This is a genomic window from Providencia sp. PROV209, from assembly GCF_028479485.1.
Classification (GTDB): domain Bacteria; phylum Pseudomonadota; class Gammaproteobacteria; order Enterobacterales; family Enterobacteriaceae; genus Providencia; species Providencia alcalifaciens.
Map to the genome: position 1 here is coordinate 1 of NZ_JAMPNR010000021.1, position 18,516 is coordinate 18,516.

General features: G+C 42.2%; 16 protein-coding genes. 9 read left to right on the top strand and 7 right to left on the bottom strand.

Features of this window, described 5'->3' with window-relative positions:
• The 8 genes from PR795_RS14675 to fbaA form a co-directional block, all read left to right on the top strand.
• Positions 1-2,461, top strand: a 2,461-nt coding sequence (locus PR795_RS14675) for an Ig-like domain-containing protein (RefSeq protein ID WP_272516921.1), incomplete at its 5' end; no start/stop codon positions are given.
• Positions 2,462-2,543: 82 nt separating this feature from the next.
• Positions 2,544-3,803 carry a TolC family protein gene (locus PR795_RS14680; protein ID WP_036967425.1) on the top strand — a complete coding sequence of 420 codons (1,260 nt, stop codon included), beginning with the start codon at positions 2,544-2,546 and terminating at the stop codon, positions 3,801-3,803.
• A 3-nt stretch (positions 3,804-3,806) separates the two neighbouring features.
• Positions 3,807-6,023: a type I secretion system permease/ATPase gene (locus PR795_RS14685; protein WP_272516922.1), complete on the top strand. Its 2,217-nt coding sequence runs from the start codon at positions 3,807-3,809 to the stop codon at positions 6,021-6,023.
• Between the two features lies 1 nt (position 6,024).
• Positions 6,025-7,260, top strand: a complete 1,236-nt coding sequence (locus tag PR795_RS14690; RefSeq protein WP_036961907.1) for an HlyD family efflux transporter periplasmic adaptor subunit — start codon at positions 6,025-6,027, stop codon at positions 7,258-7,260.
• Between the two features lie 472 nt (positions 7,261-7,732).
• Positions 7,733-9,727 carry a transketolase gene (tkt, locus tag PR795_RS14695; RefSeq protein WP_181480608.1) on the top strand — a complete coding sequence of 665 codons (1,995 nt, stop codon included), beginning with the start codon at positions 7,733-7,735 and terminating at the stop codon, positions 9,725-9,727.
• Between the two features lie 319 nt (positions 9,728-10,046).
• Positions 10,047-11,066, top strand: a complete 1,020-nt coding sequence (gene epd / locus PR795_RS14700; RefSeq protein ID WP_006657246.1) for an erythrose-4-phosphate dehydrogenase — start codon at positions 10,047-10,049, stop codon at positions 11,064-11,066.
• Positions 11,067-11,169: 103 nt separating this feature from the next.
• A complete protein-coding gene (pgk, locus tag PR795_RS14705; RefSeq protein WP_006657247.1) occupies positions 11,170-12,333 on the top strand; it encodes a phosphoglycerate kinase in 1,164 nt (387 codons plus the stop codon).
• A gap of 60 nt (positions 12,334-12,393) precedes the next feature.
• Positions 12,394-13,470, top strand: coding sequence for a class II fructose-bisphosphate aldolase (fbaA, locus tag PR795_RS14710; protein WP_006657248.1), 1,077 nt, complete (start codon positions 12,394-12,396; stop codon positions 13,468-13,470).
• A gap of 109 nt (positions 13,471-13,579) precedes the next feature.
• On the opposite strand, the gene PR795_RS14715 is transcribed toward fbaA, so the two are convergent.
• Positions 13,580-13,831, bottom strand: a complete 252-nt coding sequence (locus PR795_RS14715; protein WP_006657249.1) for a helix-turn-helix domain-containing protein — start codon at positions 13,829-13,831, stop codon at positions 13,580-13,582.
• A gap of 31 nt (positions 13,832-13,862) precedes the next feature.
• Complete coding sequence (locus PR795_RS14720; protein ID WP_224050834.1) at positions 13,863-14,525, bottom strand: hypothetical protein; 663 nt, start codon at positions 14,523-14,525, stop codon at positions 13,863-13,865.
• 118 nt (positions 14,526-14,643) lie between these two features.
• Between PR795_RS14720 and PR795_RS14725 the strand changes: the two genes are divergently transcribed.
• The gene (locus PR795_RS14725) at positions 14,644-14,808 is read left to right on the top strand and encodes a hypothetical protein (RefSeq protein ID WP_272516923.1); all 165 of its coding nucleotides are present in this window, start codon (positions 14,644-14,646) and stop codon (positions 14,806-14,808) included.
• A gap of 464 nt (positions 14,809-15,272) precedes the next feature.
• On the opposite strand, the gene PR795_RS14730 is transcribed toward PR795_RS14725, so the two are convergent.
• The 5 genes from PR795_RS14730 to PR795_RS14750 are packed head-to-tail and all read right to left on the bottom strand — an operon-like array spanning position 15,273 to position 18,512.
• On the bottom strand, positions 15,273-16,328 hold the full coding sequence (locus PR795_RS14730) for a hypothetical protein (protein WP_036978002.1): 1,056 nt from the start codon (positions 16,326-16,328) through the stop codon (positions 15,273-15,275).
• A gap of 15 nt (positions 16,329-16,343) precedes the next feature.
• Positions 16,344-16,850 (bottom strand): fimbrial protein, encoded by a 507-nt coding sequence (locus PR795_RS14735; RefSeq protein ID WP_112860815.1) that lies wholly within the window; start codon positions 16,848-16,850, stop codon positions 16,344-16,346.
• A gap of 10 nt (positions 16,851-16,860) precedes the next feature.
• Positions 16,861-17,397 (bottom strand): fimbrial protein, encoded by a 537-nt coding sequence (locus PR795_RS14740; protein ID WP_006657253.1) that lies wholly within the window; start codon positions 17,395-17,397, stop codon positions 16,861-16,863.
• On the bottom strand, positions 17,390-17,755 hold the full coding sequence (locus PR795_RS14745) for a hypothetical protein (RefSeq protein ID WP_036961915.1): 366 nt from the start codon (positions 17,753-17,755) through the stop codon (positions 17,390-17,392). Before PR795_RS14745 ends, PR795_RS14740 begins: the two co-directional genes overlap by 8 nt.
• Before the next feature lie 28 nt (positions 17,756-17,783).
• Positions 17,784-18,512, bottom strand: coding sequence for a fimbria/pilus periplasmic chaperone (locus tag PR795_RS14750; RefSeq protein ID WP_006662727.1), 729 nt, complete (start codon positions 18,510-18,512; stop codon positions 17,784-17,786).
• Between the last annotated feature and the right edge of the window lie 4 nt (positions 18,513-18,516).

Here is an 18,516-nt window from a genome sequence, read left to right on the forward strand (position 1 = left end):
GAAAGACAAGAACGGCAACGTGTCCAACGAAGCGACGGTGACCATCGAAATCGACGCCGCTCCGGTGGCGAATGATGACACAGCAAGAACAAATCAAGCCACTTCAGTGACTATTGACGTATTATCAAATGATACTGATTTAGATAAAGATCTTGATCCAACTACACTGACTATCGTGGACCAGCCAGCACAAGGCAAAGTAGATATCGTCGATGGTAAACTGGTGTATACACCGAATGCGGGAGCTAAAGGTACAGATACCATTACTTACCAAGTCAAAGACAAGAATGGCAACGTATCCAATGAAGCTACTGTGACCATTGCGATCAATGAGCCGCCTGTTGCAGGTGACGATTATGGTAAAACTAAGCAAGGCGTACCGACAACAATTGATGTTTTGGCTAACGATAAAGATCCTGATGGGGAATTGGATAAATCGACTCTGCATATTGAAAAGAACGGAAGCAAAGGTACTGCTACGTTCGATGTGGATGGTAAATTGATTTATACACCAAAACCAGGTGCAACAGGTCAAGATACCATTACGTATACCGTGAAAGATAAAGATGGCAGTATCTCGAATACCGCTACCATCACAATTGATATTGTGCCAACACAGACTACGCCGACAGAAGTTTATGAAAAAGGGTTAAGAACAGATGGCACGGCTGGTGATAAATCGTCTGTGACTGTAAATGGCGTTATCGAGCTATCTAACCCAACGGATAAACCAACAACACCAAGCGATATTAAGATCATCGAGCCGACAACCAAATTAACTTCTGGTGGCGAACCCATTAAATGGGAGCCTTCGGATAACGGTTTTGTGGGTAAAACGCCAGATGGGAAAGAGGTTATTTCTGTCAAAGTCACTGATACCCCAACAGCAGATGGCAACACAAAAGTTAACTATGAAGTTAACCTAAAAGGTCTTGTTGACCATCCAGAGGGCAAAGATTCTCTGAATATTGAGTTTGGTGTTAACAATGGCACAGATGAAGTGAAAACAGAAATCGTGGTGCATGATGATAAGCCAAGTGCCGCGGATGTTGAATTATCAGTAGAGCCGCCAGCAGACAATACTTTTTACGCCAACTTAATTATCTCACTAGACTTATCCAGCAGTATGGGAAGGGATGATAGCGGGATTCAAGGTGGCAATACTCATTCAGGCATGAAAACGCGATATGACGCAGCATTAGACTCAATTGAAAGTGTACTTAATAGCTATGAAGAAAGGTTAAATAGTGCTGATGCGGGAGAAGTCCGCGTGAGTATGAATGGCTTTGCGAAACAAGCGTCAGCAATTGGTGCCATTAAAGGATATCCAATGGATCAACCTTATTGGTGTTCAATCGCGGATGCGAGAAAAATTGTTGAAGGATTGCGTGGTTATCAAGAGTTACGCCCTGACCATCAAGTTATTGGGGTAGATACGAACTATGATGCTGCTTTGCAACAAATTATTAGTATTTTCCAAAAACCATCCAGCAGTGGAATGGAGCCACTGGATGCTAAGAATATTAGTGGGAAATTGGATAACACATTGTTTGTGATCACTGATGGTATTCCAAACTTTGGTAACCAAGAAGGTAGTCAAGATCCTTTGGTGGGCAATGGCATTGCACCAACATCGCCAAATGGTTTTATTCCCGGTAGCCCTAATTCTGATATTGGTGAAGATAGCTGGAAAGCCTTCTTAACTGAAAAAGGAATTCGTTCAGTTGCGATTGGTATTGGTCAGGATATGCTCAATAGCTCCAATGGTAAAACGGGCGAAGAGTTTATTAAGCCTATCGCTTTTGATGGTCAAAAAGGCAAAGATAATGATGGTAGTGATGTTATCGTCTTGAAAGATATGAGTTCGTTATCAAACATATTAGAAAAATATGTTCCTAGCGAAAATACGATTGAAAGTAGTTTCTCCAAAAATAGTCGGGATGAAAAAACCTTAAGCTTTGGTGCCGATGGCATGAAATCAATCAGCATTGAAGTGGATGGTAATACCTACAAATATGATCCAAAAACTAATTCTATTACCTCTGATGGTAAAGATAAGAGTATTTGGGCAGATTTCGGTGGCGGTGAAGTCGCCATTAAAACTGAAGCAGGCGGCTTACTCTCTATCTCGTTAGGTGAGAAAAACTTTGGTCAATTAACCTACCGTCCGGGGACAACACGTCCAATTGGAATGGAAAAAGAGACCTTCACACTGACACTAACGGATAACGATGGAACCAATGGTAAATCATCAATTTCAGTGGATATCAGTAAGTTAAAAGAATCTGGTCATACAGGTTTAAATGATGCTGATTTAACGGCACTGAAATTGTTCTCACCAGAAAGTGCAATGGAGTTATCTGGGGGGGATCATGATGTCAATGCAACATCCAGCCACTCTACTGGTTTCATGCATTCATCATTAGATGCATTACAAGAAACTCAAAACGCCATTATTTAAGACTATTTATAGAGGGTTGCTCATCAGTAGCCCTCAATATTTTACGTCGCCAACCCCTGTTTTATTACTTTGCGCCAAATTTATGAAATCTATGATTAATGGCATCTTAGCGTTAGTTTTTGTGAAGATGCTTTCTCTTTCTGCTGTGGCAGATGTAGTTGAATTAAAAAACCTATTAAAAGATTCACTCGATAGTGCCCCAGAAGTTCAAGAGGCTTATGCCAATTATCAAGCGGCGCAGAGCAACGTTAGTGCGGCGGAAGCTGGGCATTATCCTGTTGTCAGTTTAATGGGAACCCAGCCTCTTGCGCAGCAACACAAATATGAAAGTAACGCGATGGAATCGGGGTTTCACCTCGGTACCAAAGCGACCATGAATATTTATTCTTGGGGTGGGATTGAAGCGGGTGTCGACCGCGAACAGTCGAAGCAAAGTTACTACGAAAACCAATATATTCTTTCTCAAGAAGATATCAGTGTGCGCATTAGTCAGCTTTATTTACAGGTTTTGCGCCACAAAGAAACTCTTGATGTTATTGATGAAAACCTCGTTCGTCATCACCAAATTGCAAAGCAGCTGACTACCATCGTCCAACATGATTCGGGGCGAATGAGTGAGCTAACACAAGTGAAAGCGCGCACCTTAAAAGTGGAAATGAGCCGCGCCGAAACAGAAAGAAACCTGAATTTAGCCCTGAGCCAATTATCGATTTTGACTCAGCGCCAGCTCACTGTAGACCAATTTGTTGATCCCTTCAGATCGACAACGAGTGGTGTAATTTTGGCGAGATTCCAAGATGATAACTTAGAGAATAATCCAAGCTATAAAGCCCAAGTAGCGGATGCTCAAAGTCTCGATGCAGACGTTAAAGTTGCGAGTGCGATGAGAAAGCCAGCATTGAATTTAGAAGTCAGTGCCACCCCCGATAACAGTGAAGTATTTTTACGGGTCTCTTGGAATATTTTCGACCAAGCCAGCTATTACAGCCAAGCACAAAAAGAATATGCCTTATCGGCAGCGAATGAGCGTATTAAGAAGACATTCCGTGAAATTAAAGAAATGAGTCAATCTGCGGCGATCAATATGGCGCAAAGTGAAAAGCAAGGAAACATAGCAAAAGCCTATATCGCAGAACAAAAAGTGGTGATCAGTAACTATGAAAAGCAATTCACCATCAACCGCCGTACTTTAATTGATTTGCTCGATGCGTATAACGAGCTTGCAAGCATTCAAACCAGCGCCGTTATCTTACAAAACGATTTCCGTGACGCGACACTTAATTACCTCAGCGTGCAGGCGAAAATGTCTGCATGGATGAACCAAGAATTGGCTTCAAGATAAATTATGAATATTATTAATAACCTATCATTAGTCACCCAGCGTTTGGGTTATACCCTTTCACCGGAAATCTTATTAGCACAAACCAAGCGTACTGAGTCGAAGTCTTTCGATTATGCCTCGTTAGTAAATGTGTTGAATTCCCACCAATTTGATAACCAGATCATTGAAATCGATCTGCATAAGATCCCGACGATTGCGGCGCCGTTTCTGGCGCTATTGGCAAATAATGAATCAGTGGTGATCAGCAAAATTGAAGATGGGGAAAATGGGCGTCATTTCGAGATCTTAACGGAAGAAGGCTTACGTCAAACATTAAGCGTGCAAGATCTGGCAGTGAACTACAGCGGCTATAGCTGGTTTATTAAACGTAATATTCGTTCAGAAACCCGTTCGGAAATTGATAAATATGAAACCAGCAGCTTCTGGAAAGTGATTTGGCGCTATAAAAAATATTACTACCAAGTGATCATCGCATCGTTTGTCATCAACTTATTAGCCTTAATTAGTTCCCTGTATGTGATGAATGTGTATGACCGTGTGATCCCAAACCAAGCTTACGAAACCTTATGGGTACTGACCATCGGTGTTGTGCTTGCCATTGGTTTTGAATTTCTCGCCAAAATGCTGCGATCTTACTTATTAGATATCGCAGGAAAAAAAGCGGATATCGTGATCAGCGCCATGCTATTCCATCGCGTGATGGGGATCCGCCTTGATAAGCGCCCTGCGTCATCAGGATCGTATGCCAACAATTTACGTGACTTCGAATCCATTCGTGAATTCATGACCAGCGCGAGCTTATTAGCGCTCGTCGATCTGCCGTTTATTTTGCTGTTTATCGGTGTGATCAGCGTCATTGGTGGATACTTAGCGTTAGTGCCACTGACCATTATTCCGGTTGTGGTGATCGCGGGTCTTTTGATCCAAAAGCCACTAGCAAAAGGGATCAACGCCTCAATGAAAGAAACGTCTCAACGCCAAGGTTTAGCAGTTGAATCCATTGAAGGGATCGAAACCTTAAAGCTGAATAATGCCGTGAATTGGGCACAACAGCGTTGGGAAATGCTTACAGAGAAAACCGCATTTTCATCCATTGCCGTGCGTAACCTGACCAACTTTATGGTCAACTTCAGTGCGGCGATGCAGCAGCTCAATACCGTCGGTTTAGTGTGCTTGGGAACTTACCTGATCCACGCGAATGATGTGAACTCGCGTATTACGATGGGGGCATTGATCGCCAGTGTGATCTTATCCGGTCGAGCATTAGCGCCACTGGGGCAAATTGCAGGGCTGGCAACACGTTTTCAATCAGCGCGTATGGCATTAGCGGGCGTTAAAAATATCTTTAATCGCCCCGTAGAGCGCGAAGATCACAAAAAATACATTTCACCGACTTCTGTTAATGGCGCATTACGACTCACCAATGTGACTTATCAATATAATAAAGATGGGCAGCCAGCATTAAACAACATTAATTTAGAGATTAAAGCGGGCGAGAAAGTCGCGATCCTCGGTAAAATTGGTGGCGGGAAAAGTACATTACTGAAGCTATTGACTGGTCTGTATGAGCAACAGCAAGGAAATATCAGCTTAGATGACCTCGATATTCGCCAAATTGATCCGATTTTCCTCAGAAGCAAAGTTGGCATGCTGGCTCAAAAGCCGCGTTTATTCTTTGGAACCTTACGTGAAAACTTGGATTTGGCTCGCCTTGATGGCTATTCAAGCGATGACGATTTGGTGCGTGCACTTAAGCGTTTCCAGCTTGATAAAATTATTCGTCAGCATCCCGCCGGTTTAGATATGCCTTTGGGGGAGGATGGACTAGGGCTATCGGGTGGACAAAAACAGATGGTAGCACTGGCGCAGTTAACCTTACATAACCCAAATGTGGTGTTACTGGACGAGCCAACCACGGGCATTGATGTGGATACTGAGAAATTGGTTCTGGATGCACTGGAGGCGTGGACTCAGGAAAAAACGCTGATTGTCGTAACGCATAAATTACCTATTTTACGTTTAGTTGACCGAATTATCGTGATAGACGATGGCAAAATCTTAATAGATGGTCCTAAACAGAAAGTATTAAAAATGCTAGGACAGTCAGAGCAGCCAGTAGACACTGTTTCTACCGATAAACCTGCGCCACAGCAGGTACCACAAGTACGCGTTGTTTCTCAAGTTAGACATACCGTTACAAAAGAAGAAGAGGCGATTTAAAATGGATCATTATGGTAAAGCGTCTAAACAGCAGCGTACTATTTCTAACGATTTTTCTCATGACTTAGCATCCGTGATGAAAAAAGAACGTAGCAATTTACTGTTTCTGCCTATTATCTTTTTGGCGCTATTGCTGACGATTTTTATCATCTGGGCGTATAACAGTAATTTAGAAGAGATTATTCGCGGGCAGGGAACCATTATCCCCAGTAGCCGTGAGCAAGTCATTCAGAGTATCGACCCAGGTAATATCCAAGAAATGTATGTTAAAGAAGGGGATATTGTTGAAAAAGGGCAAATTTTACTGAAGTTGGATGATGCTCGTAGTCGGGCGTTATTACGTGAAAGCCAAGCTCGAGTACAAAACTTAGAGGCTATCTCAGCGCGTTTGAAAGGGGAATCTCGTAATGAAGAGCCTGATTTTTCAAAGATAGCGGATCAAGAATTAGTGGCGCGCGAACGTAATGCCTACAACGCGAAAAAGACTCAGCGCGACCAAGCGATAGCAGGTTTACGTCAAAGCAAAGGGCTATTGGATCGAGAAATCGCGATCACTAAGCCGTTGGCGAAAGAAGGATTAGTTTCCAATGTGGAGATCCTGCGAATGGAAAGACAATCTGTTGAGTTGGCAACCCAAATCAACGAACGCATGAATAACTATCTGGCGGAAGCTAATGCGGAATTAATCAAAGTCGAGTCGGAGTTGGATCAAGCGGAAGAGAGCATGAGTATGCGTGAAGATCCGGTGGCACGCTCGGAGATCCGCGCCCCCGTTCACGGCATCGTAAAAAATATTAAGATCAATACGATTGGCGGCGTGGTTAACACGGGGCAAGATATTCTTGAAATCATCCCTCTGGATGACAAACTCATGGTCGAAGCGTACATTCGCCCACAAGATGTTGCATTCTTAAGACCGGGTATGCCTGTGGTTGTTAAAGTGACTGCTTATGATTACGCTATTTATGGTGGTTTAAATGGGGTGGTGAAGTTAATCAGCCCAGACACGCTAAGTAATGATACACGTCGCAGTGAGTTAAAGCTCAATCCAGATGAGACCTTCTACCGAATTCTTGTCGAAACAGAGAGCAATTATTTGTTAGACAAAAATAACCAGAAAATGGAAATAATTCCGGGTATGGTGGCATCAGTAGATATTAAAACAGGCGAAAAAAGTGTGTTTGATTATCTTATTAAGCCAATCACGCGTATGAAACAGGCAATGACAGAACGTTAATCATCCTCTAAATGCCGTGATATAAAAATGAGGGCGCTAATGTTAGCGCCCTTGTTGTTTTGTGTGGGTTTTCCCGTCAAAAATTTGCCAAATATCACTAATATTGAGGCTAATTACTCAAGAAGCATAAATCACCTTGATCCTAAGTGGTGAACTCAGGTTTAATAAGGTCAGGCAATTGCGCAAAACGAAGAACCCAAAGGGATATTTTGCGCAATGGAAAGGATTCAGCTTGACGGTTGCGATAAAGATCCGCAGTCTGCTGTCAGATTGTTTCAAATAATTGCTGTATGGATGAAATTGCGTTAGTTTCGTAGAGTCTCATCGCCAAACTTCAAGTTGTGGGTAGGTTTAATAAGCGCTTATGCACCTGCGGCTCGAATTATTGAGGCTAACTCTATAAACCGCAATGATTCTCTATTGCGTTGTGAATATTGGTTTAAGTACGTTCTATCCTACTTGGAGTATACTAATGACGACTCGTAAAACCCTTGCTAATGCTATCCGCTTTCTGAGTATGGATGCGGTTCAAAAAGCAAAATCAGGGCACCCTGGCGCACCAATGGGCATGGCTGATATCGCTGAAGTTCTTTGGCGCAACCATATGAATCATAACCCAGCAGATCCACATTGGGCTAACCGTGACCGCTTTGTACTGTCTAACGGTCATGGCTCAATGCTGATTTATAGCTTGCTGCATCTGACTGGTTATGACTTATCTATTGATGAGTTAAAGAACTTCCGTCAATTGCATTCTAAAACCCCAGGTCACCCAGAATATGGTTATACGCCAGGTGTTGAAACTACCACGGGTCCTTTAGGTCAAGGTATTGCAAACGCTGTGGGCTTTGCAATTGCTGAACGTACTTTAGCGGCGCAATTTAACCGTCCAGGTCATGATGTCGTCGACCACCACACCTACGTGTTCATGGGTGATGGCTGTATGATGGAAGGTATTTCCCACGAAGTATGTTCATTAGCAGGTACACTGAAGTTAAATAAACTGGTCGCATTCTATGATGACAACGGCATCTCTATCGATGGTGAAGTTGAAGGCTGGTTTACTGATGATACTGCAGCGCGTTTCGAAGCATACGGCTGGCATGTTATTCGTGACATTAACGGTCACGATGCAGACCAAATCAATGCGGCAGTGAACGAAGCACACAAACAGTCAGACAAACCAACCCTGATTATGTGCAAAACCGTTATCGGTTTCGGTTCACCAAACAAAGCCGGCACTGAAGCAGTTCACGGCGCACCTTTAGGTGATGCAGAGATTGCAGCAACACGTGAAGCGCTGGGCTGGAACTACGGTCCATTCGAAATCCCAGCGGATATCTACCAAGCTTGGGATGCACGTGAAGCTGGTAAAGAAAAACAACATTCTTGGAATGAAAAATTCGCAGCATACGCGAAAGCGTATCCTGAATTAGCGAAAGAATTCGAACGCCGTATGGCGGGTGAATTACCGGCTAACTTTGATGCTGAAGCGAAAAAATTCATCGACAATCTGCAACAAAATCCAGCTAATATTGCAAGCCGTAAAGCGTCTCAAAACGCATTAGAAGCGTTTGGTAAGGTATTACCAGAATTTCTGGGCGGTTCTGCGGATTTAGCACCAAGTAACTTAACCATGTGGTCAGGTTCTAAACCACTGAACGAAGACAAAGCGGGTAACTACATCCATTACGGTGTACGTGAATTCGGTATGTCTGCGATCATGAACGGTATCGCTCTACATGGCGGTTTCGTGCCTTATGGCGCAACATTCTTAATGTTCGTTGAATATGCACGTAACGCGGTACGTATGGCAGCGTTGATGAAAATTCGTAGCATCTTCGTTTACACCCATGACTCAATCGGTCTGGGTGAAGATGGTCCAACTCACCAACCAGTAGAACAACTGGCAAGTTTACGTGTGACACCAAACATGAGCACATGGCGTCCATGTGACCAAGTTGAATCTGCGGTAGCTTGGAAATATGCGATTGAGCGTAAAGATGGTCCAAGCGCACTGATTTTCTCTCGTCAAAACTTGGAACAGCAACCTCGTACCGCTGAGCAATTAGCGAATATCGAGAAAGGGGCTTATATCCTGAAAGATTGCGCAGGTACACCTGAGCTAATCTTTATTGCAACGGGCTCTGAAGTTGAGTTAGCAGTGAAAGCAGCGGATCAACTGACTGCAGAAGGACGTAAAGTTCGTGTGGTCTCTATGCCATCAACGGATGCATTCGACAAACAAGACGCGGCTTACCGTGAATCTGTTCTGCCTTCAAGAGTGAGCGCTCGTGTTGCGATTGAAGCGGGCATTGCGGACTACTGGTTCAAATACACGGGTCTGAATGGCGCTATCATTGGTATGCATTCATTCGGTGAATCAGCTCCAGCTGACGTGTTGTTCAAAGAATTCGGTATTACGGTTGAAAATGCAGTGAATGCAGCGAAATCTCTACTGAAATAATTCATAAGATGCACCGCGGTTAAACGCGGCATCCGAAAGTGAATGAATGTAATTTACGCCTCAATATCAAGTTTGGTATTGGGGCGTTGTTTTTTTGTGCACCCTTTCTTGTTTTTCTATTGCGTTCTATAAATATATCCCTTAATCTAAAACTTGATTAGCTGAACCGTTTCAGTTTCGTTTGAAAAAATGTAAATAAATTTTAAAAATGTCGAGTGAAGCACACTTTTGATGTTTGACAGCTAAAATGAGCAGTAGAGTTGGTGGTAGTCAGTTATCCTTAGCAACCGTGTGATTTTGCTCAGATACAAGGTGTAGAATGGCAATCAGGGTAGCAATAAACGGCTTCGGTCGTATTGGTCGAAGTGTCCTTAGAGCACTATATGAATCAGGTCGTCGGGCAGAAATTGTCGTTGTGGCGATCAATGAATTAGCTGAACCGGAAGGTATTGCTCATTTGCTGAAGTATGATTCAAGTCACGGACGCTTTGCATGGGATGTCCGCCTCAATGGCGATCTGCTACAAGTTGGGGATGACAATATGCGTCTTTTCCATCAAGCGGATATCAGCAAGCTACCTTGGAAAGAATTAGGTGTGGATGTGGTATTAGATTGCACAGGCGTTTACGGCTCTCGCGAAGATGGCATTAAGCATCTGGAAGCTGGCGCAAAAAAAGTGCTCTTTGCGCATCCGGGAACCGATGATCTTGATGCAACCATTGTGTATGGTGTGAATCATGACAGCCTACAAGGAAGCGATACCATCGTTTCCAATGCATCTTGTACGACCAACTGTATTATTCCTGTCATCAAAGTTTTAGATGATGCTTTTGGTATAGAGTCGGGCACCGTCACTACCATTCATGCATCCATGAATGATCAGCCTGTGATTGATGCCTACCATAAAGATTTGCGCAGAACCCGTTCCGCTAGCCAATCGATTATTCCCGTTGATACGAAGCTGGCGGCAGGGATCACTCGAATTTTCCCAAAATTTCAAGGGAGTTTCGAAGCGATTTCGGTACGTGTTCCTACGACCAATGTCACTGCCATTGATTTAAGCGTGACTGTCGATGCGGATGTTTGCGTTGATAAAGTTAACAAGCTACTACAGAGCGCCGCGCACGGGCATTTTCGTGGTATAGTAGACTATACTGAATTACCGTTAGTCTCGATGGATTTTAATCATGATCCACATAGCGCTATCATTGATGGCACGCAAACACGCGTTAGCGGTAAAAATTTGATCAAAACTCTCGTTTGGTGTGATAACGAATGGGGGTTTGCTAACCGGATGCTAGATACAACCCTAGCGATGGCAGCAACAGGTTTAAACTAATTGGCGTCTGACAGACAGCAGGGCACAATAACCCAATACGTTATTTATTGCCCAGCCCAGTCGCTAATGAAAACTTTATAGAGAATCAACAAGAGGATTCACCATGTCTGTAATTAAGATGACCGATTTGGACTTAGCGGGTAAACGCGTTTTCATTCGTTCGGACCTAAACGTTCCTGTTAAAGATGGTAAAGTTACTTCAGACGCACGTATTCGTGCTTCATTACCAACAATTGAATTAGCGCTGAAACAAGGTGCTAAAGTCATGGTTACTTCCCACCTAGGTCGCCCGACTGAAGGTGAGTACAACGAAGAGTTTTCACTGCAACCTGTTGTTGACTATCTGGCCGCTAAATTAGATAACCCAGTTCGTTTAGTTAAAGACTACTTGAATGGCGTGGATATCGCTGAAGGCGAATTAGTTGTTCTGGAAAACGTGCGTTTTAACAAAGGCGAAAAGAAAGACGACGAAACACTGTCTAAACAGTATGCTGCACTGTGTGATGTGTATGTGATGGATGCGTTCGGTACTGCTCATCGTGCTCAAGCATCAACTCACGGTGTCGCAAAATTCTCTCCAGTTGCGTGTGCGGGCCCGCTGTTAAGCAATGAATTAGAAGCATTAGGCAAAGCGCTAGGTAATCCAGCACGCCCAATGGTTGCTATCGTAGGCGGTTCTAAAGTTTCGACTAAACTGACTGTATTAGATTCCCTGTCTAAAATTGCTGACCAACTGATTGTTGGTGGTGGCATCGCCAATACGTTCATCGCTGCGGAAGGCAACAATGTAGGACGCTCTTTATATGAAGCAGACCTGATCCCAGAAGCGAAAAAATTACTGGCTAACTGCCAAATCCCAGTGCCAACTGATGTTCGCGTGGCTACCGAGTTCTCAGAAACTGCTGAAGCAACACTGAAAGCAAGTAACGCTATCAAAGATGATGAGCAAATTCTGGACTTAGGTGATGAATCCGCAGAACGTCTGGCTGAAATTCTGAAAAATGCGAAAACCATTCTTTGGAACGGCCCTGTGGGCGTATTCGAATTCCCTAACTTCCGTAAGGGAACAGAAATCGTTGCTCGTGCTATCGCAGACAGCGACGCTTTCTCAATCGCTGGTGGTGGTGACACCCTAGCGGCGATCGATTTATTCGGTATCGCTGATAAGATTTCATACATCTCTACGGGTGGCGGTGCTTTCCTTGAATTCGTTGAAGGTAAAAAGCTCCCAGCCGTTGTAATGCTAGAAGAACGTGCTAAAGCGTAATTAATTTGTTCATACACAACAGGCAGCGTAGGCTGCCTGTTCACCACAGGACCTTTTCACATGTCTAAAATTTTTGATTTTGTTAAACCAGGTGTTATCACTGGTGATGATGTACAGAAAGTTTTCGCGGTTGCCAAAGAAAATAACTTTGCATTGCCAGCTGTGAACTGTGTTGGTACTGATTCAATTAACGCCGTACTTGAAGCGGCAGCTAAAGTACGCGCTCCGGTTATTGTTCAGTTCTCTAACGGTGGTGCTGCATTTATCGCAGGTAAAGGCCTGAAAGCTGAAGGGCAACAAGCCGCTATCTTAGGTGCCATTTCAGGTGCCCACCATGTACACCAAATGGCAGAACACTACGGTGTGCCAGTGATTCTACATACTGACCACTGTGCGAAGAAATTACTGCCATGGATCGATGGTCTGTTAGATGCAGGTGAAAAACACTACGCGAAAACTGGCAAACCACTGTTCTCTTCTCACATGATTGATCTGTCAGAAGAATCTCTGGAAGAAAACATTGCAATCTGTTCTAAATATTTAGAGCGCATGGCGAAAATCGACATGACTCTGGAAATCGAATTAGGTTGTACTGGTGGTGAAGAAGACGGTGTTGATAACACTGGCATGGACAGCTCAGCGCTGTACACCCAACCAGAAGACGTGGCTTACGCTTACGAAAAACTGAACGCTATCAGCCCACGTTTTACTATCGCAGCTTCTTTTGGTAACGTACACGGTGTTTATAAGCCAGGTAACGTACAATTAACGCCAAAAATTCTGCGTAACTCCCAAGACTACGTGTCTGAGAAATTTAACCTGCCACACAACAGCTTAGATTTCGTTTTCCACGGTGGTTCCGGTTCAAGCGCTGCTGAAATCAAAGAAGCAGTAAGCTACGGTGTTATCAAAATGAACATCGATACCGATACTCAGTGGGCAACATGGGATGGTATTTTACAGTATTACAAAGCGAAAGAAGGCTACCTGCAATCTCAGTTAGGTAACCCAGAAGGCGATGATAAGCCAAACAAAAAATACTACGATCCACGTGTGTGGCTGCGTAAAGCACAAGACTCAATGGTTGTTCGTTTAGAGCAAGCATTCAAAGAACTGAACTGTGTAGACGTTCTGTAATTTAAGAGTCGGGCTACAAATAGAAAATCCCTCAGTAAGGCGACTTGCTGGGGGATTTTTTTATGCTTTGAAAAAGATGCTGGGTGTATTTGGTATAAATACAGCGGCATTATAAGTTGATTGTCATGGACTGGTTTCTACGCTCCAAAAAATAATTCAAATCACATTGCAGTACGTTGGCGAAGATACACAATCGAGAAATCGTGAAGTTTTGAGTGCCACGCTCATAGCGAGAGATTTGCTGTTGGCTTAAGCCCGTTTTCTTACCTAAAATGCTCGCGCTCCAGCCTAGCAATAACCGGCGTTTACGAACTTTGGCGCCAATATCAGTGTTTGAGATATGATTATCATAGAGAGCCATATGCTGTCCTCGTTTGTTTTTTATTTCTTCATTATGCAAATGAGAAAATATTGGTGTGAAAGAAAGATTGACCATTAAATAAACTTAATCCGATGATGAAAACACTAAGGCCAATAATAAAAGTGCTAAAACTAAACAATAAAGAAAGATGCTTATTAATATAAAAAATAGACTGCTCTTTGAGTGGGAATGACGCATCTGAAAAAGATAAAAATAATATAATCATTCCCCAATGCAGTACCGACTGTAAAAAAGGGTGCTCTAAGTTACTGTTGATGACTACAGGCGTTAGCGCTAATACCAACGATATTGAGTATCCATTTCCATTTTTTTTATATTTAATGATTGACTGATAAATAACATAAATTCCTCCTGTAATAAGAAATGACATGAAAATAAGATTAATATATCCACCTGTCATCACCCAGCGTAAAATTTCATTAAAAACATGGGGCATAATGTAATTATCAGAGCTCAAAAATGGAATTTGATTTGTTTCAAAACTCGCATTCATTATTAACGGTTTTTCCCACATTTCAGTTGGCGGTGAGATAAACAGTGAAATGGAAAATCTCAACATTTGTTTAATATGGAAACGATTAATAATTTCACTATCAATATATTTTGGACATAACTGAATCAAGTAAACACCGATAAACACAGCAATGGCGATGATGAAATAGCTTACACTCACTCTGAGTTTATTCTTCTGGTAAAACAAGCAGATAAAGATAAATGTACATACGGCGAAACTCAATATTATCGTCACGGACTGTAAGATAACGAGCATCATGGTAAAAAGAAAAATGCCAATGCCTAATAGCATCGTGCGGCATTTTTCTTGGAAAATTGATGCTAATTTAAACTGCGATAAAACCATGGTCATTAACGATAATATGCAACTCATTGCCATATTAACCGACAAAACGGTGATTTGCTGGGGCAAGCCGTATGAGCGCATGCCGGTTGCAAAATAAAAAATATTGGTTTCAAAGATATACTGGTAAATAGTAAAAAAACACTGAATTACATTAATAATTATGAAGCAATAAATACAGAAAGATTGAATTAACCATTTCTCTCTTATTTGCAGCCCGATAATGTAGAGTATTACACCAGCACTAATTCCAGACCAATACCAAAATATGATATTGGTATTTTCTTGTACATAAAAAAGATTAATGCTTAATATCACGAGCCCTAGACAAAAACACATTGCTGGAATCGTAATGAAAATTTTTATTTTTCTATAAAATACAGTAAATGCAATGATAGAAATAATTAATACAATCGCTAACCAGCTAATAATATTCTGTGGCAACGATTGCCGGAGACTCCCTAAATTGTCAATATAAATTATGCTGGCGAGATTCCAAATAATAAAAATACTAATGAATATAGAACGAGAAAGCATAATCATATTATTTTTTACAACATGTTATTATAAATAAGTCGCAATTAACCACGCATTACCGGTATATTTACCTGGTTCAGCATCTAATCCGTAAAGATGACTTTCAATTTGAATATTCTTTACTTTTTCAATGGTGGTTTCGATGGTTTTACCCCGTTGATTGCTCTCTGCATCGTACAGGGATAGCTCGGAATAAATGGTGTTATTGCCTGATTTTAACGGTACCCGCTTTTGAGGATCACTATCTGTTACATAATCTAAGGCGAATTTAACTTTAATCCCCTGACCTCGATCACATTGGTAGGTTGCAGTGCGGGTTTGTTTACTGTCAAATTCAATTGCATTCATCGTGTTATGGTTGATATTTAAGTTATCAATATTGGATTTACAGTTTGATGGGTAGTTAATTATTGATTGAGTTAAATCCAGTTTTACACCTGATTTTTCAGCAGGAACAAACATGTCGGGTGTTCCGGGGTATTGGAACATACGTGTATAACCCGCAATCATGGCTTGAGGGATCACAACTTTTCCATCTAATGGAATTTCTTTTACATAGATACGGACTTCAAATGGAAATTGAACGGTAAAATAGGAAGTACTTTGTGAGGTTTCCGTTCCACTACATCCATTACCGGCAATATTTTTCCAACCTTGGGTAATTCCGTTGTCTGAATACAAAGTAAAAAACGTATTACCATTAATTTTATATGCAGTTAACCCTTTGATAGTAAATCCAGCTTCAGGCATATACGAAAATACACGGTGGAAGGCATAGTTTGAAGCCAGCCCGCTTTGGTAATTACCTTCTAAGTAGTTAACTTTACAGTACACCGTACCAACAGGTTGTGAAGTACTTTCATCAATCACAATGCCTTCTTTATTAGGCGGAGCAACGGAATAGTACTTCTCCCCATTACTGCCAATCGTTGGGGTATCTGCTAATACGGAATTATTGGAAACAAGGTTCATTTTGTAGGTGCCGCCACTACCCGAATAGCGGGTTAACCCATGGGAAACTTGGCTGTATAAAAACAATGACATAACCATTGCCATTAATGAAGTTTTCGATGTTTTTTTCATTGTCATTACCTAGCTTTAAAGATAATCAATCATAACTGACAGTGCCGCACTAAATGGACCCACTTCAAGGGTTTCTGGTAACTGATTCGTTACTAATTGTGACTGTAAGGTCAACGTGGCGGTATCACCACTGATGGATGGGAAAATGGGTTCCCATTTCAGTAGATTGATAGCGGTGTTTCTGTTGGCTTGGGAAAAACGGATCCCTAAGCCTTGAATGGTCGTGCTCAATACTGTTTCGTTATTTATCGTGAGGGTAGAGCCTTCTTTCGGAGATAAATAAACGCGTAAATTTTTTCTGAGATCGCACTGTTTAATTAAGATCCCAAAAGATTGTTTTTCTTCTGTTAAGCGATCTAAAGCGACATTTTGAAAATTGACGTATAGCTCTTTATCACCGTTTTCATTCGTGATGACACAAGATGGGCGTACCAACGTGGTTTCTAACGTAATTAAAATATCGGCATATGAAAAGTGACTCACGAGCAGGCAAATAGCGCCTAAAAAATGGGATATTTTCATCATCATTCTCCTACTGGTAGTCCAGATTAAACGTGACCAAAGATGAGAAACTTCCTGTCTTAAGACGCCCACTAAATGGTTTCTGTGCATAGACCCCGAATAGCAAAGGGTTAATGGATCCTTTGCCTGTTTCCGTCACCGAGCTGACATCAATTTGCGTATTAAACTTCAGTGGCTGACCATTTTTTCCATCAGTTAAGGCTAATAGCACATTGGACTCACCAGTGGTTTTTAAATAGGTGATGCCATTGTGAGTTTCCGTATCTTGAGTATTTAGCGTAATTTTGATGGTCTTATTTAATGCCGCGGTTGAGCAATCGACGATATCCAACTGAAAAGGTTGAATATCAGAACGGCCTTGATTTTCAAGTTCAGAAAATCGTAAGCCAGATAAGTAGACCTTTTTCTTCGTATCGTCATCGGACAGGCGGCAACCAAGAGGCACGAGAGTTCCTTCAAAATAGACGGATAAGCTATTTGCCAAACTGCCATAGCTGGTCAATAGCAAAGTGCTAAAACTGACCATGAGCGCGAATGTTTTAGTCATAAATCATCTCCAAACGGCGAGCCGAATTTTCGGCGGGGAGTAAAAATGTCAGGCTCTTATTCGCTGGTGGTTTTGAAACAACATACTGCTGACCCGAAAATTTCAACGTGAATGGTGACCAAGCTTGGTTATAGGAACTGGTGATACAGTGGGCATAACTCACATTAAATTGATAAGCTGGTTCATTGATATGATTGACCGCTCGAGTCATTGTCACCTTGGGTTGGCATGGCGTTATGACAAAACGTGCATTGACATAAATAGTGCCAGTTGTTTGCAATGAATCGTTTTGCGATGGCGTTGCCGCCAAGGCGGGCATTGCAAACATGAGCGATAACCCAAAGTGATATAGTTTCATGTTGATATTCCTGTTTATCTGGTTTGCGCTATTCCGTTACTGTGCATTGTGATGCTTGGCACTTAAATGCCAGCGAAGGTTTTCCGCCATAATCATTGATATAGGTCAGATATGGCGTTGCAAACTTCGCGGATTTTAAGTTGTGGGTTGATTTTGGTGGCACCATGACGGCATCAAAATCACTTTGCTCTGACAGCTTTTGGCTATTACCAATACCAATAATGGTCAGATAAAATCCCGTAGGGTTATTCAGCTGATAACCATTGGCTGTCGGGGTTAATGTGATTTGTTTTGCCCACTCTTTTTTACTATCAGCCACAATCGCTTCAGGGCGATAGAACAACTTTACACGGCTTTGCAGTGCAATTTGTAAAACACCAGCCTCTGTCGATTTTGGTGGAATTTCACGCAAGTTATAATAAAACAGAGATTCTCTGTCTTGAGGTAACTTATTGATATCTGGTGCAGCACTTAAACGCACTAAGCTGGTGGATTTTGGCTCCATACGCTGAATGGGTGGAGTTGCAATAATCGGACCCGCTTCTAATTTTTTCTCAGCGGCATCTTCTAACCATGATTGGGCTAAGTAAGGCAACTCTGGATTGTCATTGCGGATGGTGATGTTAATAGACTGTTGGTCGCCATCAAAAATAATACGAGTACGGTCAAGCGTAACGGCGGCGTAAGTGGCGCCCATTGCACCCATGGTCGTCAATAAGACACTGGTGCGAATTAAATTAAAGATATTTGATTTCATTTAA